General features: G+C 72.1%; 18 protein-coding genes and 1 riboswitch. Of the genes, 9 read left to right on the plus strand and 9 right to left on the minus strand.

Features of this window, described 5'->3' with window-relative positions; all coding sequences use genetic code 11:
- Positions 1–104 precede the first annotated feature (104 nt).
- Complete coding sequence (locus tag GUY61_RS41775) at positions 105–254, minus strand: trp operon leader peptide (protein WP_398954190.1); 150 nt, start codon at positions 252–254, stop codon at positions 105–107.
- A gap of 177 nt (positions 255–431) precedes the next feature.
- Here GUY61_RS41775 and GUY61_RS04270 point away from each other — a divergent pair, with 177 nt between their 5' ends.
- Complete coding sequence (locus GUY61_RS04270) at positions 432–1,784, plus strand: class II 3-deoxy-7-phosphoheptulonate synthase (protein WP_166628693.1); 1,353 nt, start codon at positions 432–434, stop codon at positions 1,782–1,784.
- A gap of 167 nt (positions 1,785–1,951) precedes the next feature.
- Positions 1,952–2,209 carry a bacterioferritin-associated ferredoxin gene (locus tag GUY61_RS04275; protein ID WP_166628694.1) on the plus strand — a complete coding sequence of 86 codons (258 nt, stop codon included), beginning with the start codon at positions 1,952–1,954 and terminating at the stop codon, positions 2,207–2,209.
- A gap of 72 nt (positions 2,210–2,281) precedes the next feature.
- On the opposite strand, the gene bfr is transcribed toward GUY61_RS04275, so the two are convergent.
- Complete coding sequence (gene bfr / locus GUY61_RS04280) at positions 2,282–2,761, minus strand: bacterioferritin (protein WP_166628695.1); 480 nt, start codon at positions 2,759–2,761, stop codon at positions 2,282–2,284.
- Between the two features lie 153 nt (positions 2,762–2,914).
- Between bfr and GUY61_RS04285 the strand changes: the two genes are divergently transcribed.
- The gene (locus tag GUY61_RS04285) at positions 2,915–3,538 is read left to right on the plus strand and encodes a sulfite oxidase-like oxidoreductase (protein ID WP_166628696.1); all 624 of its coding nucleotides are present in this window, start codon (positions 2,915–2,917) and stop codon (positions 3,536–3,538) included.
- Positions 3,539–3,564: 26 nt separating this feature from the next.
- On the opposite strand, the gene GUY61_RS04290 is transcribed toward GUY61_RS04285, so the two are convergent.
- From GUY61_RS04290 to pknB, 3 genes are all read right to left on the minus strand, one after another.
- Entirely contained in the window at positions 3,565–4,095 is a 531-nt protein-coding gene (locus tag GUY61_RS04290) for a DUF4396 domain-containing protein (RefSeq protein ID WP_166628709.1), read from the minus strand.
- A 50-nt stretch (positions 4,096–4,145) separates the two neighbouring features.
- Positions 4,146–5,096 carry a deoxyribonuclease IV gene (locus GUY61_RS04295; RefSeq protein ID WP_166628697.1) on the minus strand — a complete coding sequence of 317 codons (951 nt, stop codon included), beginning with the start codon at positions 5,094–5,096 and terminating at the stop codon, positions 4,146–4,148.
- Positions 5,097–5,212: 116 nt separating this feature from the next.
- Positions 5,213–7,171, minus strand: coding sequence for a Stk1 family PASTA domain-containing Ser/Thr kinase (gene pknB, locus GUY61_RS04300; protein ID WP_166628698.1), 1,959 nt, complete (start codon positions 7,169–7,171; stop codon positions 5,213–5,215).
- A gap of 175 nt (positions 7,172–7,346) precedes the next feature.
- Here pknB and GUY61_RS04305 point away from each other — a divergent pair, with 175 nt between their 5' ends.
- Positions 7,347–8,924 carry a cytosine permease gene (locus tag GUY61_RS04305; protein WP_166628699.1) on the plus strand — a complete coding sequence of 526 codons (1,578 nt, stop codon included), beginning with the start codon at positions 7,347–7,349 and terminating at the stop codon, positions 8,922–8,924.
- Positions 8,925–9,621: 697 nt separating this feature from the next.
- Here GUY61_RS04305 and GUY61_RS04310 read toward each other — a convergent pair.
- The 3 genes from GUY61_RS04310 to thiO all read right to left on the minus strand — a co-directional run bounded on the left by GUY61_RS04310 (position 9,622) and on the right by thiO (position 11,943).
- On the minus strand, positions 9,622–10,428 hold the full coding sequence (locus GUY61_RS04310) for a thiazole synthase (RefSeq protein WP_166628700.1): 807 nt from the start codon (positions 10,426–10,428) through the stop codon (positions 9,622–9,624).
- Between the two features lie 4 nt (positions 10,429–10,432).
- Positions 10,433–10,636, minus strand: a complete 204-nt coding sequence (gene thiS / locus GUY61_RS04315) for a sulfur carrier protein ThiS (RefSeq protein WP_166628701.1) — start codon at positions 10,634–10,636, stop codon at positions 10,433–10,435.
- Positions 10,633–11,943, minus strand: a complete 1,311-nt coding sequence (gene thiO, locus GUY61_RS04320) for a glycine oxidase ThiO (protein WP_166628702.1) — start codon at positions 11,941–11,943, stop codon at positions 10,633–10,635. Before thiO ends, thiS begins: the two co-directional genes overlap by 4 nt.
- A riboswitch (TPP riboswitch) is annotated at positions 11,941–12,055 on the minus strand. Its footprint overlaps the gene before it by 3 nt.
- A gap of 112 nt (positions 12,056–12,167) precedes the next feature.
- On the opposite strand from thiO, the gene GUY61_RS04325 reads away from it, so the two are divergent.
- The 5 genes from GUY61_RS04325 (at position 12,168) to GUY61_RS04345 (ending at position 16,783) form a co-directional block, all read left to right on the plus strand.
- The gene (locus tag GUY61_RS04325; RefSeq protein WP_166628710.1) at positions 12,168–13,346 is read left to right on the plus strand and encodes an NAD(P)/FAD-dependent oxidoreductase; all 1,179 of its coding nucleotides are present in this window, start codon (positions 12,168–12,170) and stop codon (positions 13,344–13,346) included.
- Positions 13,347–13,525: 179 nt separating this feature from the next.
- Entirely contained in the window at positions 13,526–13,891 is a 366-nt protein-coding gene (locus GUY61_RS04330) for an Rv2175c family DNA-binding protein (RefSeq protein WP_166628703.1), read from the plus strand.
- A gap of 158 nt (positions 13,892–14,049) precedes the next feature.
- Positions 14,050–14,721 carry a thiamine phosphate synthase gene (gene thiE, locus GUY61_RS04335; protein WP_166628704.1) on the plus strand — a complete coding sequence of 224 codons (672 nt, stop codon included), beginning with the start codon at positions 14,050–14,052 and terminating at the stop codon, positions 14,719–14,721.
- 205 nt (positions 14,722–14,926) lie between these two features.
- A complete protein-coding gene (metF, locus tag GUY61_RS04340; protein WP_166628705.1) occupies positions 14,927–15,844 on the plus strand; it encodes a methylenetetrahydrofolate reductase [NAD(P)H] in 918 nt (305 codons plus the stop codon).
- Positions 15,845–15,886: 42 nt separating this feature from the next.
- Entirely contained in the window at positions 15,887–16,783 is an 897-nt protein-coding gene (locus GUY61_RS04345) for a hypothetical protein (protein ID WP_166628706.1), read from the plus strand.
- Positions 16,784–16,924: 141 nt separating this feature from the next.
- On the opposite strand, the gene GUY61_RS04350 is transcribed toward GUY61_RS04345, so the two are convergent.
- The coding region (locus tag GUY61_RS04350; protein WP_166628707.1) for an NAD(P)/FAD-dependent oxidoreductase at positions 16,925–18,123 on the minus strand (1,199 nt) is incomplete at its 5' end.

Raw genomic sequence — 18,123 nt, forward strand, 5'->3', positions numbered from 1 at the left:
GGGGTTCCTTCCGGGGAATCTTCACCTCAGGAGGAACGGCCGGTGTCCGCGAGAACACCGAAGGCCGCCCCTCGGGCGGCCTTCGCGGTATCGGGTACGCGCAGTCAGTGGGCCGCCGGAGGAGCGGTCCACCACCAGTTCTGGATCGAGTGCGCGAACATGGCCGGCACCTTACACGATCCGGCGGACGGCGCATCGGCTGGAGGCGGACGGCACATCCTCGGTCGCCGTCCGGGGCCCGGCTTCCCGGGCATTCGGCGGGCACGCCGGCGAGCCTGTCCGGCCCGTGAGGCAAGCACGCGGCAGTGACCGTCCGGACACGGTCGGTACGCGGTCCGGCCCGGAAGAAGCCCCGACACTTCTGTGCGGCTTCCGTCTCATCTGGTGAGAGCGAGGATGGACGTCCGGCACGACCACGTAATGTGGGACAGGTGACCGTGAACGCTAAGACCACCGCCTCCGGTGGCAACACCTGGCGAGACCTCCCCGCGGCGCAGCAGCCCGAGTACCCCGATGCCGAGGCTCTGCGCGACGTCGTCGCGGAGCTCGAGTCGTATCCGCCGCTCGTCTTCGCGGGCGAGTGTGACCAGCTGCGCGCCCGGATGGGAGCCGTCGCCAGGGGCGAGGCGTTCCTGCTCCAGGGCGGCGACTGCGCCGAGGCCTTCGACGCCGTCTCGGCCGACCAGATCCGGCAGAAGCTGAAGACGCTGCTGCAGATGGGCGCCGTGCTGACGTACGCCGCGTCCGTGCCCGTCGTCAAGGTGGGCCGGATCGCCGGCCAGTACTCGAAGCCGCGCTCCAAGCCCACGGAGACCCGTGACGGCGTGACGCTGCCCACGTACCGGGGCGACTCCGTCAACGGCTTCGCCTTCACCGAGGAGGCCCGGGTCCCCGACCCGCAGCGCCTCAAGCGGATGTACAACGCCTCGGCCTCCACGCTCAACCTCGTGCGCGCCTTCACCACCGGCGGCTACGCGGACCTGCGCCAGGTGCACGCCTGGAACCAGGACTTCGTGAAGACCTCGCCGTCCGGGCAGCGCTACGAGCAGTTGGCGCGCGAGATCGACAACGCGCTGAACTTCATGCACGCCTGCGGGGCCGACCCGGAGGAGTTCAAGACCGTCGAGTTCTACTCCTCGCACGAGGCGCTGCTGCTCGACTACGAGTCGGCGCTGACCCGTGTCGACTCGCGCACCGGGCAGCTGTACGACGTCTCGGCGCACATGGTGTGGATCGGTGAGCGCACCCGGCAGCTGGGCCACGCGCACATCGAGTTCGCCTCGAAGATCCGCAATCCGATCGGCATCAAGCTGGGTCCGACCACGACGGTCGACGAGGCGCTGAGCTACATCGACCGGCTCGACCCCGAGCGCGAGCCCGGCCGGCTCACCTTCATCGTCCGCATGGGCGCCGACAAGGTCAGGGACAAGCTCCCGGAGCTGGTCGAGAAGGTCACGGCCTCCGGCGCCACCGTCGCCTGGGTGACGGACCCGATGCACGGCAACACCTTCGAGGCGGCCTCCGGCCACAAGACGCGCCGCTTCGACGACGTGCTGGACGAGGTCAAGGGCTTCTTCGAGGTCCACAAGGCGCTGGGCACCCACCCGGGAGGCATCCACGTCGAGCTCACCGGTGACGACGTCACCGAGTGCGTGGGCGGCGGCGACGAGATCTTCGTCGACGACCTGCACCAGCGCTACGAGACGGCCTGCGACCCCCGGCTGAACCGCAGCCAGTCGCTGGACCTGGCCTTCCTGGTCGCGGAGATGTACCGGGACCAGTAGGCGCCGAGGAATCGCGGCAGTCGACCCCAGTGGGGCGCGGATCACATCGGATCCGCGCCCCACTGCGCTTTTGCGAATCGGACAGGCCGGGTAAGGTTAGGTTTGCCTCACCGATCATCGGGATGGCGCAACAGACGATCCCGATCGATTCCCGGGAGGTGTACCGCATGTTTGTCTGCTCTTGCTTCGGCGTCACGGAGAAGCAGGTCAAGGAGCATGCGGACGCCGGTGCCTGCACCCCGCGGCAGATTGCCTCGGCCTGCAGGGCGGGCACGGACTGCGGTTCCTGCGTACGGCGTATACAGGCCCTGCTCGGCCGTGGCGCCCAGCCCCAGCCGCAGTCCCAGCCACGGCTTCGCCGTGAGCCGGCTGCCGCCGCCGTGGAGGTCCGGGCGGCGGGCCCGGGGCTCGAAGAAGCCGCCTGAGCGTTCTCCGTGCCGTCCGGGTCTCCCGGGTCTCCCGTTGTCCCCGTGTGCGGGGGCCCGCAGGATCCCGCCTCAGCTGTCCGGCTGTTCGATCAGCTGCGCGATGTAGAGCGCTTCGCCGAGCTTCTCGACGAGCTCCAGCTGCGTGTCCAGGTAGTCGATGTGGTGCTCCTCGTCCGCCAGGATGTCCTCGAAGATGTTCGCGGACGTGATGTCGCCCTTGGCGCGCATGACCTCGATACCGCGCCTGAGGCGGTCGATCGCCTCGACCTCGATCTGCCGGTCCGCGTTGAACATCTCGGTCACCGTCTGGCCGACGCGCACATGGAAGAGCCGCTGGTAGTTCGGCAGCCCCTCCAGGAAGATGATTCGGTCGGTGAGCACCTCGGCATGCTTCATCTCGTCGAAGGACTCGCTGCGCGTGTACTTCGCGAGCTTCGTCCAGCCGAAGTTCTCCTGCAGTTTCGCGTGCAGGAAGTACTGGTTGATCGCGGTCAGCTCGGCGGTCAGCTGCTCGTTGAGGAATTCGATGACCTCGGGGTCGCCCTGCATGGCGGCGGGCTCCTTCCAGGCGTGTGGCGGGCAGGTGCGCGCATCCTCGCACCGTGATCGAAAGCCGTCCAGTAAGTGCATACTTAGTAGTAGTTGTCCCATTTCGGGGTGGGTGGGTCACGACCACCCTCCGGGGTCTGTCACCATGGAGGCATGGGTCAGTCGGAAAGCCGCGAGGCGGAGCGGGACATGCTTCCTCCCGGGCAGCGACTGCAGCGGGGCTGGCCGGTCACCCACTACGGGCCGGTGCCCAAGTTCAAGCCCGACCGCTGGGAGTTCCGGGTCTTCGGGGCCACCGCGGACGGCGACAAGCGCTGCTGGAACCACGAGGAGTTCACGGCCCTGCCATACGCCTCGGTCGTCGCGGATCTGCACTGCGTGACGAAATTCAGCATGCTCGGCGCCGAATGGGGTGGTGTGCTCGCCCGCACCATCGTGGAGCTGTCCCCGCCGGCGGCCGAGGTCACCCATGTGATGGTGTGGGCCGAATACGGCTTCAGCGCGAATCTGCGGCTCGCCGACTTCATGTCCGAGCGTACGATCTTCGCCACCCACAAGGACGGTGAACTCCTCACCGCGGAACACGGCTTCCCGGTCCGGCTCGTCGTGCCGCACCTGTACGCCTGGAAGGGTCCGAAATGGGTCCGGGGTGTGGAGTACATGACCGCCGACCGCCGCGGCTTCTGGGAGGAGCGCGGCTATCACAACATCGGTGACCCCTGGCGGGAGCAGCGCTACTCCTACCAGGAGGAACCGGGGGACGGCCCGGAGCTGTAGCGGCCCGCGGGCGTCCGCCCGTACGGCTACCCGTGGTACTGGTGCACCACCGCGTGCCCCTTGCCGCGGCCGATCATCCACCTGTTGACCGGAGTGGTCGCCAGGAACGCCACCGCGAAGGCGGCGGCCAGCGCCCACCAGAACAGGGCGTCGGACAGCTGGGCCTCCATGGCGCCGGGGACTATCAGGAGCACGCCGTTGTCGACCAGCTCCATGGCCGTGATGGAGAGTGTGTCGGCGGCCAGCGCCACCCCTATCGCGGTCCTGAGGCTCAGGCCGGCCCTGGTGACGGCGTACAGCGTGAGCGAGTAGCCGAAGAAGAAGGCCAGGGCGATCGCGAGGGCCATCGTCGGTGCGTTGTGCCAGCCCAGCGCGGTGCCGATGACCATGCCGAGGATCTCGCCGATGGCGCAGCCGGTGAGGCAGTGCAGGGTGGCACGCACGGCCGTGCCCCAGCTCGCGGGGCCGTGAGCGCCGTGTCCGTGTCCGTGCCGGTTCTGCCCGGTGCCGTGCTGTCCGTGCCGGTGCTGCTCTTGGGTGTGGGCCTCGTGCTGCATGACGTCCCCCAGGTTCGTGTGCGGCGTCCTGCCGGTGCTGTCCGCCTCTGTCACAGCACAGAACCAGGTACCCCTGGGGGGTATTCCGGAACGGCCCGCATTTCTTTCAGCCGGGCGACGTCCGCCGCGTGCCCGTCCTTGCCGCCCGGCGTCTCGATGACCAGCGGCACGCCCTCTGTGGCGGGATGGGAGAACAGCTCGGCGAAGGGGCCGGGGCCGATGTGGCCGCTGCCGATGTTCTCGTGACGGTCCTTGTGCGCCCCCGCCACATCCTTGGAGTCATTGGCGTGGATCAGCCTGAGCCGGGACCCGCCGACCGTGTCCACCAGCAGGTCCAGGGTCTCCTTCATCCCGCCCGGGGCCGCGAGATCGTGGCCCGCCGCGAAGGCGTGGCAGGTGTCAAGGCACACGCCGAGCCTGGGGTGCGCGTCGAGCCGCTCGAAGTAGGGGGCGAGGTCGGTGACGAGCGAGCACAGCGAGGCGCCCTGCCCCGCCGTCGGCTCCAGCAGCAGGAAGGGGTCGTCGTCGTGGGTCAGTTCGTCGAGCAGCGGCAGCATGTGCTCCCGTATCTGCGCGTACGCCGCCTCCCGGGGCCGGCCTCCGGTGGCCGAGCCGGTGTGCACCACCACACCCAGCGCCCCGATCGCCCTGCCCCGTCGCAGGCTGTGCCGCAGCGACTCGACGGACCGCTCCACCGTCGCCTCGGAGTGCGAACCGAAGTTGATCAGGTAGGGGGCATGGACGTACGCGGGGATTCCCCCGTCGGCGCAGGCCGTCCGGAAGGCCTCGTCCTCCTCGGGTCTCCCGGAGGGCGTCGCCCAGCCGCGCGGATTGGCCACGAAGACCTGCACCGTCTCGGCACCCGTCTCACGCGCGTGGGCCAGTCCGGTGCCGACGAGCCCCCGCGCCGCGACCGGCACATGTCCGCCGACGGGATTGCGGCGACGGGCCGGAGGATCAGGGAGACGGGCCGGAGGATCAGGGACAGCGCCACGGTTCACCCGTTCAGCCTGCCAGCCCCGCCGCGCGCCGGGCCGACCGGCCCCCCTGGCACACGGACGGGGGACGGCACGCGGACGGGAGGCCGTGACCTCGGCCCGGCCGGAAGGCCGGGGCCTCACCTCACCTTGATGGTGATCGTGCTGCCCTTCGGGGCCTCGTCGCCGCCGTCCACCGACTGGTCCCAGACCGTGTCGCCGAAGAACCAGCGCTGCACCTCGACCTCGAAGCCGGCGGCCTCCAGCTCCGCGACGGCCTTGTCCTCGCTCAGGCCCTCGACGTCCGGGACCTCGACGAGCTGCGGTCCCTTGGAGACCGTGAGTCTGATCCTGTCGCCCTCGCCGACCTCGGCGCCGCCGCCCGGGGACTGCTTGGCGATGGTGTCCTTCTCCTCCACCGAGAAGACGGGCTCGGAGGAGACCTCGGCCTCCAGGCCCGCATCCGCGAGCTCCGCCGTGGCGTCCGCGACGGACTTGCCCACCACGTCGGGCACCTCCACCGGCGCACCCCTGGAGACCAGGATGGCGACGGCGGTGTCCGGCTTGCGCTCCGAGCCGGCCGCGGGGTCGGTGCTGATGACCCGCCCCCGGGGCACCTCCTCGCTGAACGCCTTGGTCACCAGACCCGGTTGCAGGCCCTGCTCCTTCAGCTTCTGCCGCGCCTCGGCGAGCGTGCCGCCCTTCACGTCGGGCACCTTCACCATCTCGGGCCCCCGGGAGACGATCAGGGTCACCGAGCCGTTGCCGCGGATCCGCTCACCCTGGGCGGGGTCGCTGGCCATCACCTGGCCGCGCGGGTACGAGTCGCTGAACGCCTGCTCTACGCCGCGCACGTCGAGCCCCGCTTCCGACAGCCGCTTCCCGGCCTGTGCCTCGGTCTTGCCCAGCAGCGGCGGTACGCGGGTGAACTGCCCCGAGTTGATGTACCAGACGCCGGCGCCTATGCCGACGATCAGCAGCAGGGCCGTGACGACGGCGAAGAGCCCGCGCCGCCCGTCGAGGCGGCCCGGCCGCGCACCCTCCGCCCCGGCCCGGGCCTCCGCGGCCGGAGGTCCGGGCGGTGGCATCTCCAGCCTGCTGGTCCGGTTCAGCAGGTGGGCGTCGTCCGCGGCGGACCGCGCCGGGACCGGCGTCGCGACCGCCCGCGGGATCACGCTCGTACGGTCCTCGGGGCCCGCCCCCGCGGGTGCGCCCGCTCTCGCACCCGGCGGCACCGCGTCGAGCTGCTCGTCGCTCAGCGCGGTCCTGGCCTGCCTGGCCAGGGCCAGCAACGCCACCGCGTCGTACGGCCTGGCCTCCGGATCGCGGGCGGTCGCGGTCGCCACCAGCCCGTCGAGCGCGCGCGCCAGCCCGGGCACGGCCGCCGAGGGAGCGGGCACGTCCTCGTTGAGGTGCTGGTAGAGGACCTGGGCGGGCGTGCCCCCGGTGTGCGGCTTGGCGCCGGTCAGCATCTCGTACAGCACGATCCCGCACGCGTACACATCTGCGCGGGTGTCGGCCGTGCCGTGCGCCACCTGCTCGGGAGCGAGATAGGAGACCGTGCCCAGAACCCCGCCGGTGGAGGTGTTGGTGTGCGTCCCCACCGCGCGCACCAGACCGAAATCGGCCACCTTGACCCGGCCGTCGTCCCCGATGAGGACGTTCTCCGGCTTCATGTCGCGGTGCACGAAGCCCGCGCGGTGCGCCGCTCCGAGCGCGGCCAGCACCGGCTCCAGGATGTCCAGCGCGGCACGCGGCTGGAGCGCCCCGCGCTCGCGCAGCACGTCCCGCAGGGTGCAGCCCGCCACGTACTCCATCGCGAGATAGACGTACGCGCCGTCCGAGCCCTGGTCGAAGACCCCGACGACATTGGGGTGGGAGAGGCGGGCCACGGACTTTGCCTCGCGGATGAACCGCTCCACGAACGTGGCGTCGGTGGCGAGCGACGGATGCATCACCTTGACGGCGAGAATCCGGTCGAGCCGGGTGTCCACGGCACGGTAGACCGTGGCCATGCCGCCGACGGCGATCCGCGCGTCCACGCGGTAACGGCCGTCGAGCACCTGCCCGACAAGCGGGTCCTGGAGGGTCATATCCACGCAGCAGAGTCTACGAGCGACCGCCGACACCACCCGCCGCCTGCGGGAAGACTGGATCCGAGCTGTGACGGAAAACGGGCACAGTGCGGAACATCCCCTCCGGACGGCGGGGTGTGTACGAAACATCCACTGGTGAGGCGGGTTGACGGCACCTAGGGTCCATGCAACACCCCGTATGAATATTCAACATTCGGAGTCGTCCGTGACCGAAAAGCCGCCCTCCGTCACCCAGGTCGAGACGCACGGCGTCGAGCGCATCCCCGACGCCGACCGCACCGCCCGCCCCTTCGACCTCTTCCGGCTCGCCTTCGGCGGGGCCAACACCTTCTCCACCTGCGTGCTCGGCGCCTTCCCGATCCTCTTCGGCCTGTCCTTCCTGCAGGGTCTGGCCGCGATGCTGCTCGGGCTCGTCGTGGGCGCCCTGCTCCTCGCTCCGATGGCCGTCTTCGGGCCGCGCAACGGCACCAACAACGCCGTCTCCTCCTCCGCGCACCTCGGCGTGCACGGCAGGGTCGTCGGTTCCTTCCTGTCCCTGCTCACCGCGGTCGCGTTCTTCTCCCTGTCGGTGTGGAGCTCCGGCGACGCGCTGATCGGCGGTGCGCACCGGATGTTCGGGCTGCCGGAGAGCGACGCGGCCTACGCGGTGGCCTACGCGGTGTTCGCCGTGCTGGTGCTGGCGGTGTGCGTGTACGGGTTCCGGTTCATGCTGCTCGTCAACAAGATCGCGGTCGTTGCGGCCACCCTGCTGTTCGTGCTCGGACTGTTCGCGTTCGCCGGCGACTTCGACGCCTCGTACGCAGGGATCTTCACCGCCGGCGCGGACGCGGCCACCCAGGAGCTGTTCTGGCCGTCCTTCATAGGTGCCGCGCTGATCGTGCTGTCCAACCCGGTGTCCTTCGGCGCCTTCCTCGGCGACTGGGCGCGCTACATCCCGGCCAGTACCCCGCACCGCAAGGTCATGGGAGCGGCCTTCCTCTCGCAGATCGCCACCGTGCTGCCCTTCGGCTTCGGCCTTACCACGGCCGCGATCATCGCCGAGCGGGCCCCGGAGTACCTCGACCCGGCGGCCCCCAACTTCGTCGGCGGACTGCTGGCGGTCTCCCCGTCCTGGTACTTCCTGCCCGTCTGCCTGATCGCCCTTATCGGCGGCATGTCCACGGGCACCACCGCGCTGTACGGCACGGGCCTCGACTTCTCCTCCGTCTTCCCCCGGCTCAGCCGGGTCCGGGCCACCGTGCTGGTCGGCGTGCTGTCCATCGTCTTCATCTTCGTCGGCCGCTTCGGCTTCAACCTGGTCCAGGCGATCTCCACCTTCGCCACGATGATCATCACCTGCACGGTGCCGTGGATGATCGTGATGATGCTGGGCTGGGTGACCAGGAGGGGCTGGTACGACCCCGACGCGCTGCAGGTCTTCACCCGGAGGCAGCGCGGCGGGCGCTACTGGTTCGCGCACGGCTGGAACTGGCGCGGCATGGCCGCGTGGTGGACCGGGGCGGTGACCGGCGTGCTGTTCACCAACATCCCCGGCCAGTTCGTCGGCCCGCTCGGCGACCTGGCCGGCGGCGCCGACATCAGCCTGCCGCTCGGCGCCGCCGTGGCGGGCGTCCTCCACCTCGTGCTGCTGCGGGTCTTCCCGGAGCCCCGCGAGGTGTTCGGCCCCGCAGGCCCCCGCTGGGTCGGCGCCGCGGACACCCCGGTGGCGCCGATCACCGAGGCCGACGGCACGCCGGCCCTCGTCCCTGCGGGCTGACGGCGCCGGCCGGCCGGCCCGAGCGTCCTGCGCGCAGGCAGGGGCGGCGCCTGCCCGGGGCCCGGGTGCCGGCAGGGGGGCGAGCCCGCCCGGGGCCCGATGCCGGGCGAGCTCCCCGGCTCGGGAGCGCAGGACGACCGACGGTCCCCAGGAACCGGAGCCCTCCCGCATCCGATGGGGCCCGACGGGCGCAGGCCTTTGCGGGTGCCCTCTCCAGGGCGCGTGCACGAAGCGCGGGGCGCGCCGGCACGGCCCGAGGGCCGGCCCTCGTTCCCCTGGGCCGACCGAGCCCGGCGGGCGGCCCGGACGTCCGGCGCGTCGGCCGGAGGCCGCGCTCTCGTCGCGCCGGCGCGCGTCGAAACCGGTGGTCGGCCGAATCCTGACGCCCGCCGCCTGACGCGCGAGTGCCGCGCCGGCCGGCCTGTCCGCCGACGTCACGTGACGTTCGACCGGCGGGCGAACCGGTGCGGCGAACTGCCCGGTGCGGGGTGGCGGTCTGCGGCCGCAGCGCCTGTCCCGGGGCCCGGCTGCCGGGCGTTCCCGGGTGCCTGACCGCAGGAGCAAGGAATTCCCAGGGTATGTGGACGAAGTGCGTGGGGCGCACGCCCGGGGCCGTGGTCCGGGACGTCGGGGCATGTGTCCGGCTGCGGGGCGGGCCCCGGGACCGCGCCCACACCTGCGGGGCGGGCCCCGGGCGTCAGGCCTGGGCGCCGAAGGCGGGCCGCTCCGGATCGAGGACCGCGACGCCGTCGACCGGGGAGGAGGCCCGCGCGAAGCGCCGGCGCGGGATGCGGCCCGCCCGCCGGGCGAGCCGCCCGGCTTCGACCGCGTGCCGCATCGCCTCGGCCATCAGCACCGGCTCCCGGGCCCGCGTCACCGCCGACGCCAGCATCACCGCGGCGCACCCCAGTTCCATGGCGAAGGCCACGTCCGAGGCGGTGCCCGCGCCGGCGTCCAGGATCACCGGCACCGAGGAAGCCTCCACGATCAGCTCGAAGTTGTGCGGGTTGCGAATCCCGAGGCCGGAGCCGATCGGCGAGCCCAGCGGCATCACGGCCGCGCAGCCGACGTCCTGGAGCTTCCGCGCCAGGACGGGGTCGTCGTTGGTGTACGGGAGCACCGTGAACCCGTCGTCGACCAGGGTCTCGGCGGCCTCCAGCAGCTCCACCGGATCGGGCAGAAGGGTCCGTTCGTCGGCGACGACCTCCAGCTTGATCCAGTCCGTGCCGAGCGCCTCACGCGCCAGGCGGGCCGTCAGCACCGCCTCCCCGGCGGTGAAGCAGCCCGCCGTGTTGGGCAGCACCCGGACACCCAGCCGGTCCAGCACCGACAGCACGGACCCCTGGACGGCCGGGTCGAGACGTCGCATCGCGACCGTCGTCAGCTCCGTGCCCGAGGCGGCCAGCGCCCGCTCCAGCACATCGAGGCTGGGGGCGCCCCCGGTGCCCATGATGAGACGGGACCCGAACGACGTACCGCCGATGGTGAGCGAATCGTCGGCCATGGCGTCATCCTCCCTGCACGGCGGTGAGAACCTCGACGCGGTCACCGTCGCCGAGGGCGGTCGCGGCCCACTGGCCACGTGGTACGACGGTCTCGTTGACGGCGGCCGCGACGCCGGACGGGGCCCGGGTCAGGGTGGCCACGAGCCTGTCGAGGGTGATGCCGGCCGGGAAGTCCCGGCGTTCGCCGTTGACGGTCAGCACGGTCATGCGGACTGCTCCTGGAGTTCCGCCGCCGCCCGGTTCCCGGCCGCCCGGTTCCCGGCCGTCTCGTCTCCGGCTGTCTCGTCTCCGGCCGCCGCGGGCCCGGGCACGCGGTCCTCGGCCGTACCGGCGAAACGCCCGGGGGAGAAGGGCCGGGCCGCCTCCGGCACCACCCCGGACGCCAGGACCTCGGCCATCAACTCGCCGGTGACGGGCGTCAGCAGCACGCCGTTGCGGTAGTGGCCGGTGGCCAGGTGCAGACCGGGCAGAGCCGTCGGGCCCAGCAGCGGCGCATTGTCGGGAGAACCCGGCCGCAGCCCGGCGTGGGTCTCGGCGAGCGGCAGCTCCGTGATGCCGGGCACCAACTCATGTGCGTCACGCAGCAGTTCGTACACACCGCCCGCCGTGACCGTGGTGTCCCAGCCCAGTTCCTCGCTGGTGGCTCCCACCACCAGTTCACCGTTCTCACGCGGTACGAGATAGACGTGCGAGCCCCTGACCACGGCTCGCACGGTGCGGCTGAGGAAAGGCGCACAGCGACCCGGCACGCGCAGCCGCAGTGTCTGCCCCTTGACCGGCCGCACCGGGGGCAGGACCTCGGCCGGCACTCCGGCAAGCCGCCCGCTCAGGCTCCCGGCCGCCAGCACGACCTGCCCGGCGGACAGTTCGGTGCCGTCAGCCAGGACCGCACCGGACGCCCGGTCCCCCACGACTCGCAGCCGCTCCGCCCACCGCCGGTGGAATACCACCCCTGCCCGCTCGCAGGCCGTCACCAGCGCCGCCGCCAGCCGCCGCGGATCCACCTGATGGTCCCCGTCCACCCGCAGTCCGCCACGCACACCCGGAGCCAGCATCGGCTCGAGCCGGCGGCAGTCACGGCCCGTGAGCCACACCGAGTCGAGCCCCGAGTCGCGCTGCAGCGTGTGGAGTTCGCGCAGATGTGCGCGGTCGTCGGCGTCGAGCGCGACCGCGAGGGTGCCGCAGGTGCGGTAGCCGATGTCCTTGCCGCTCGCCTCCTCCAGCTCGGCCGCGAAGGCCGGATAGCTCTCGGCCGAGGCCAGGTTGAGGGCGAGCAGCGTCTGCTCGCCGTAGTGGAGTTCGGTGACGGCGGCGAGCATGCCGGCCGCCACCCGGGCGGCGCCGCCGCCGGGCTCCGGATCGACGACCGCGGTGCGCAGCCCGCGCTGCGCGGCCCGCCAGGCCGTGACGAGACCGATGATCCCGCCGCCGATCACCAGGACGTCCGGGGTGCGGGCGGCGTGATGGTCCGAGTTCCGCGAAGCCGACGGGACCCGTGGGGCAGATGATGACATGAGCGTCCAGCTCCTCCCTTCGCCGGCATGACCCGGATCAGGTTCGTACGGTCGGAGGCCGCTGCAGCCTCCCTCTCAGCCCGGTGCGTCCGGGCTCCCGCGGGTGCTTTGTACGCGGGCCACCTTAACGCGGCGGCTCGACCCGCTGTAAGACCGGCTGTGCCTACAGTGATCGGGTGAGCAGCGAGCAGCAGCAGCGCAGAGTCGTGGTCGTCGGCGCGGGGATGGCGGGGGTGCAGACCGCGGTCGCGCTCCGCGAGGACGGATTCACGGGCCCCGTCACCTTGTTGGGGGCCGAGCCGCATCCGCCGTACGACCGTCCGCCGCTCTCCAAGGCGGTGCTGCTCGGCAAGGCGGAGGGCTCCGCCTTCGAGATCGACTTCGACGCGCTCGGCATCGAACTCGTCCTGGGACGCGAGGTCACCGGACTGCGCCCGGACGACCGCGAGGTCGACACCGCGGCGGGTCCGGTCCCCTACGACGTGCTCGTCGTCGCCACGGGGGCGGAGGCGATCCGGCTGCCCGGCAGCGAGGGCATCCCCGGTGTCCATCTGCTGCGCACCCTCGACGACGTGCGGGAGTTGCGGCCGGTCCTCGCCGCCCAGCACCGCGTCGTGGTGGTCGGGGCCGGCTGGATCGGTGCCGAGTTCGCGACCGCCGCCCACGAGGCGGGCTGCTCGGTGACGGTCGTCGAGGCCGCCGACCGGCCGCTCGCCGATGTGCTGCCCCCCGAGGTCGCGATGCAGCTGGCGGGATGGTACGTGGAGACCGGCACCGAACTGCGTACGGGTGCCCGGGTCGCCCGTATCGACCCGGGACCGCCCCTGTCCGTCGTCCTCCACGACGGCAGCCGGATCACGGCGGAGGCCGTCCTGGTCGGCATCGGGGCCCGGCCGGCCACCGGCTGGCTGGCGGGCTGCGGGGTCGAGCTCGGCCCGGACGGCTCGATCACGGCGGACGAGCGGCTGCGCGCCTCGCTGCCCGATGTGTACGCCGTCGGGGACTGCGCGTCGTTCCCCTCCAGGCGCTACGGCGAGCGGCTGCTGGTCCACCACTGGGACAACGCGTTGCAGGGGCCGCGTACCGTCGCCGCGAACATCGTGGGCGGGGAGGCCGAGGGGCCGGTCTACGACCCGGTGCCGTACTTCTGGTCGGAGCAGTTCGGACGGTTCGTCCAGTACGCGGGGTACCACACCGCCACCGACCGCCTGGTGTGGCGCGGGGACCCGGCGGGGGCCGCATGGTCGGTGTGCTGGCTGCGCGACGGTGTGCTGGTGGCGCTTCTCGCGGTGGGGCGGCCGCGTGACCTGGCGCAGGCCCGCAGGCTGATCGAGAAGGGCGCCGTGGTCGACCCGGTGCGGGCCGCGGACCCGGCGGTGCCGCTGAAGGGCGCGGTGGTCTGAGGGCGGGAGCGGAGCCCGGTCCGGGCCCGGGGCGCGGGGATGCGAGGTCCGGAGGTTCCCGTGGTCAGGGGCGCTGGGGAGGTTTCCGGGTCCGTCCCGGGGCCTGAGGGACCCCCGTCCGGCGGCAGCGGCGAGTGCCCGGCTACCGGCCGTCGGTCCGGGATGGCAGGCTGGGAGGCGTGACCGAGATTGACGCGAAGATTGATGCTCTCGTCCCCGCCTGGCTCACCGTCCCCGACATCGCCGAGATGCTCGGCGTCGAGGTGACCCGGGTGCGGCAGCTGATCAAGGAGGGGCAGCTGATCGCCGTGCGCCGCGGCGAGAACAAGGCGCTCCATGTGCCCGCCGCCTTCATCGGCGACGGCAAGGTCGTCAAGGGCCTGGCAGGCACGCTGACGCTGCTGCGGGACGACGGTTTCACCGACGAAGAGATGCTGGAGTGGCTCTTCACCCCCGACCCGAGCCTGCCGGGCACGCCCGCGCAGGCCCTGAGCGAGAATCGCGGCACGGAGGTGAAGCGCCGCGCGCAGGCGCTCGCCGTCTGAGCGGAAGCAGCACAGCACCACCGAAGAACGCCGGGCCACCGGCACACCGCCGGTGGCCCGAACCACTGGAACACCGAACCGCCAGCACCACCGCCCGGCGTACGGGCCGGGACCGTGACGGCCCCGGCCCGTACGCCGCCGACCCCCGGGGGACATCCGTGGCCGTCGCCACCCCGCGTGAGCAGCTCGCCGCTGCCCGGCTCTACCTCTGCACCGACGCGCGCACGCGCCAGGGCGACCTCCCGCAGTTCCTGGACGCCGTCCTCTCCTCCGGGGTGGACATCGTCCAGCTGCGGGACAAGGGCATGGAGGCCGCGGAGGAGCTGGGGCACCTCGAGGTCTTCGCCGAGGCGTGCCGGCGGCATGGCAGGCTCCTGTCGGTGAACGACCGCGCCGACGTCGCGCATGCCGCAGGCTCCGGCGTGCTGCATCTGGGCCAGGGCGACCTGCCGGTCCGGGCTGCCCGGGCCATCCTCGGCCCGGACGTGCTGATCGGCCGGTCCACGCACGCCGCGGCGGAGGTGGACGCTGCCGTGACGGAGCCCGGCGTCGACTACTTCTGCACCGGACCCTGCTGGCCGACCCCGACCAAGCCCGGCCGCCCCGCGCCCGGTCTCGGCCTCGTGCGCTACACCGCGGCGGCGGCGCCGGACCGGCCGTGGTTCGCGATCGGCGGCATCGACGCCGGCAGTCTCGACCGGGTGCTGGACGCGGGGGCGCGCAGGGTCGTGGTCGTACGGGCGATCACGGAGGCCGACGACCCGGGGGCCGCGGCGGCGGATCTGGCGAAGCGGCTGCGCGAGCGGCCCCTGCACGACGGCGGGGAGTGACCCCCCGGCGGGGGAGCGGCGCGGAGCTCCGGTGAAGAACCTCTGAATGTTCGGGGGGAAACGGCGGGCCCGTGAAGGCGCGCGGAGCCCCGGCACTTGCGCGCGCCATCCGTCATCTGTCCGATACGTGGACAAGAAAGTGACCAATCGGACAAATTGCCACGATTTGTTGGGTTGCCGCATGTCAGCTGGCTAACCTGCCGGTATGGCCCTCGGAACTGCTTCCACCAGGACGGACCGCGCGCGTACGGTGCGTGAGCTGCTGGCGTCCGGCAAGAAGTCCTATTCGTTCGAGTTCTTCGCGCCCAAGACCGCCAAGGGCGAGCAGACGCTGTGGAACGCCATCCGCCGGCTCGAATCCATGTCGCCGACCTTCGTCTCCGTCACCTACGGAGCCGGGGGCTCCTCCCGCGAGGGCACCGTCCGGGCCACGGAACGCATCGCCACGGAGACCACCCTGACCCCGGTCGCCCACCTCACCGCGGTCAACCACTCGGTCGCTGAGCTGCGCAATGTCATCGGCCAGTACGCCGACGCGGGCATCAGGAACATGCTCGCGCTGCGTGGCGACCCGCCCGGCGACCCGATGGGCGAGTGGATCCCGCACCCCCAGGGCGTGCGGTACGCGGTGGAGCTGGTCCGCCTGATCAAGGAGTCGGGGGACTTCTGCGTGGGCGTCGCGGCCTACCCGGAGATGCACCCGCGCTCCACCGACTGGGACACCGACATCGAGCACTTCGTGAACAAGTGCCGTGCGGGAGCCGACTTCGCGATCACGCAGATGTTCTTCTACCCCGAGGACTACCTGCGGCTGCGGGACCGGGTGGCGGCCGCCGGTTGCGCGACGCCCATCATTCCGGAGATCATGCCGGTCACCAACGTCCGCCAGATCGAGCGGTTCGCACAGCTCAGCAATGCCGCCTTCCCCCCGGAGCTGGCTGAGAGGATCCTCTCGGTCAAGAACGACCCGGCGGCTGTACGCTCGATCGGAATCGAATACGCCACGGAGTTGTGCTCACGGTTGATGTCCGAGGAAATCCCCGGGCTGCACTTCATCACGCTGAACCACTCCCCGGCGACGCTTGAAATCTACGAGAATCTGGGACTGCACAGGCGGTCCTGACGGCCGTATCCGAGGGGCGGCGGCCGAACGAGAGGGGCGTACATGGGCTGGACAGTCCTGTACATCGCGTTCGGAGTGGTCGCACTGTGGCTGCTCGGCGAGGTGCTGCTTCAGTACAAGGCGCGGCTGCGCTGGAGGCTGCTCGCCTTCGCCGGCTTCCTGGGCGTGGTGATCGGCGTACTGCTGCCCTCGGTGATCGTGATCGGCGTGGGAGCGGCCGCTTTCGCCGTGGGCCAGACCTACGTCACCCTCTCCTTCCGCAAGGGCTTCCAGCAGGGCTGGGCACTGAACGGCATGCGCGGCGGCTCCAGCCGGCGCCGCAAGGACCAGGCGGCCTCCCGGGAACCCACCCTCGAGGTCTCGGATCTGGCCTACGAGACCCCGGAGTCCGAAACGCCGGGCTACGACCTGCCCGACTACGAGCGTTCGCCCTTCGAACCCGCGCAGTTCGGGGCGGCCGGCGGCGACGAGGGCCAGGACGCCCCGGTGTACGCACCGCAGCCGCTGCCCGAGGAGGACACCGGGCAGTACGGCGTGTACGGCGGCGACAACGATTCCGTCTTCGCGGCGGCCGCCCCGCAGAGCCCCGACGGCTACGCGGCGCAGGGCACGGACGCCTACGGCTACAACTACTCCGGCTACGACGAGCAGCAGCAGATGCCGCAGCAGCAGTACGACTACGGAGCCCAGCAGCAGTACGCCGCGTACTCCGACCCGTACATCGGGACCACGCAGCAGCAGTACGACGCCTACGGTCAGTACGGCACCGGCGGTTACGACGCGTACGGCGGGCAGTACGCCGCCGACACCCCGGCGGGCGGGGTCTGGGTCCCGCAGCAGCGAGACGGCGAGCAGCAGCCGCAGGACCAGGGACAGCAGCCGTACCCGCCGTACCAGCAGGGCTACGACCCGGATTTCAACGAGCAGCAGCGCTACTGAGCGCCGGCGCTCCGCCGGAGGTCCGGTGCGTCCCCCGCGGGTCCGTCGTGGCCGGTCGCGCCCACCCGGCGGAGCCGCGTGCCGGCACCGGGGCCCGTCGCCGGGAGCCCGGGACTGCGAGCGGCCGTCGCCGGGGGAGCGTCACTGCGAGCCGCGGAAGTCCTCGCCCTCGACGATCAGTCCCGCCACCAGGGCTCCGGACATGCCGGCGTGCGGGAGCCCGCCGCCCGGATGGGACCAGCCGCCCACCACGTGCAGCCCCGCGAGCCGGGTGCTGTTGGCCGGGTGCAGCAGCCGCCCTCCCGCGCCCGGCAGGGCGGGGGAGGGCACCGAGCCGCCCCGCGCCCCGGTGAGCGCCGCCGTGTCGAGCGGCGTCCGCACCACGCGCCACAGGATCCGGTCGGCCAGACCCGGCACCGCCGCCTCGGCGGACCGCACGAGGCGGTCGGCGGCGTCCCCCGCGACCGCCTCGTCGGCCCAGTCCACGGCCCCGCCCCCCGCCGGCACCACCGCCGACAGCACCACCGCCTCGTGCCCGGCGTCCGGCACCGAGGACGGATCGTCGGGGCGCAGCACGGTCACCGTGGGACTGTCGCCGAGCACGCCCTCGTCGAACAGCGCCTCCAACTCGCCCGCGCGGTCGGTGGAATGGACCACCGTCCGGTGCGCCGTACCCTCCGGACGGCCGCCGCGCAGCGCGAGACAGACCGTGAGCCGGCCGGGCACGGGGCGCCGCCCCGGCCGCACATCACCGTCCTGCCACGGATCCCGGCCACCCACGAGGGCGGACAGCAGCCGGGTGTCGACACCGGCGACGACCCGGTCGGCCTCCACGGTCTCGCCGTCCGCGAGCCCGATACCGGACACGCGGCCGTCCTTCTGAGTGATCGCGGTGACGTCGGCGCCGAAGACGAACTCGACCCCGCGGGCCAGACAGCGCTCGTACACGGCGCGCGCCAGTTCGCGCATGCCGCCGACGGCGTACCAACTGCCGAAGGTGTGCTCCATGTACGGCAGCACGGCCGCCGCCGCGGGAGCCGTGCGCGGATCGAGTCCGCAGGCCAGGGCGTGACTTTCCAGCAGCGCGGTCAGCCGTGGGTCGGCCAGCTCCCACGCGGCGACCTCGGCCAGCGTCGTAGCCCGCAGATCGCGCCGCAGCAGCCGCCGGCGCGGCACCGCCGGATAGGGCTCACGGTCGGCCAGGACCTGCCAGTTCGGCCACAGCGGCTCCTCCAGCAGCGGCCGGCGTGAGCGGTCCCAGGCCTCCCGGGCCCTGTTGACGAAGGCCCCCCAGCGCTCGCCCGCCCCGCCGCCCAGGGCCTCCTCCAGCGCGGAGACGA

Origin of the sequence: Streptomyces sp. GC420, assembly GCF_009916105.1 — a bacterium.
Lineage (GTDB): Bacteria > Actinomycetota > Actinomycetes > Streptomycetales > Streptomycetaceae > Streptomyces.

Bases quoted from the DNA above. Each gene is read 5' to 3' on its own strand.
- GUY61_RS04305 (WP_166628699.1), top strand. From the start codon at position 7,347: ATGAATATTCAACATTCGGAGTCGTCCGTGACCGAAAAGCCGCCCTCC.
- GUY61_RS41775 (WP_398954190.1), bottom strand. From the start codon at position 254: ATGCCCGGGAAGCCGGGCCCCGGACGGCGACCGAGGATGTGCCGTCCG.
- bfr (WP_166628695.1), bottom strand. From the start codon at position 2,761: ATGCAGGGCGACCCCGAGGTCATCGAATTCCTCAACGAGCAGCTGACC.
- GUY61_RS04325 (WP_166628710.1), top strand. From the start codon at position 12,168: ATGGCGGGGGTGCAGACCGCGGTCGCGCTCCGCGAGGACGGATTCACG.
- GUY61_RS04275 (WP_166628694.1), top strand. From the start codon at position 1,952: ATGTTTGTCTGCTCTTGCTTCGGCGTCACGGAGAAGCAGGTCAAGGAG.
- thiS (WP_166628701.1), bottom strand. From the start codon at position 10,636: ATGACCGTGCTGACCGTCAACGGCGAACGCCGGGACTTCCCGGCCGGC.
- GUY61_RS04285 (WP_166628696.1), top strand. From the start codon at position 2,915: ATGGGTCAGTCGGAAAGCCGCGAGGCGGAGCGGGACATGCTTCCTCCC.
- metF (WP_166628705.1), top strand. From the start codon at position 14,927: ATGGCCCTCGGAACTGCTTCCACCAGGACGGACCGCGCGCGTACGGTG.
- thiO (WP_166628702.1), bottom strand. From the start codon at position 11,943: ATGTCATCATCTGCCCCACGGGTCCCGTCGGCTTCGCGGAACTCGGAC.
- GUY61_RS04310 (WP_166628700.1), bottom strand. From the start codon at position 10,428: ATGGCCGACGATTCGCTCACCATCGGCGGTACGTCGTTCGGGTCCCGT.
- GUY61_RS04345 (WP_166628706.1), top strand. From the start codon at position 15,887: ATGGGCTGGACAGTCCTGTACATCGCGTTCGGAGTGGTCGCACTGTGG.
- GUY61_RS04290 (WP_166628709.1), bottom strand. From the start codon at position 4,095: ATGCAGCACGAGGCCCACACCCAAGAGCAGCACCGGCACGGACAGCAC.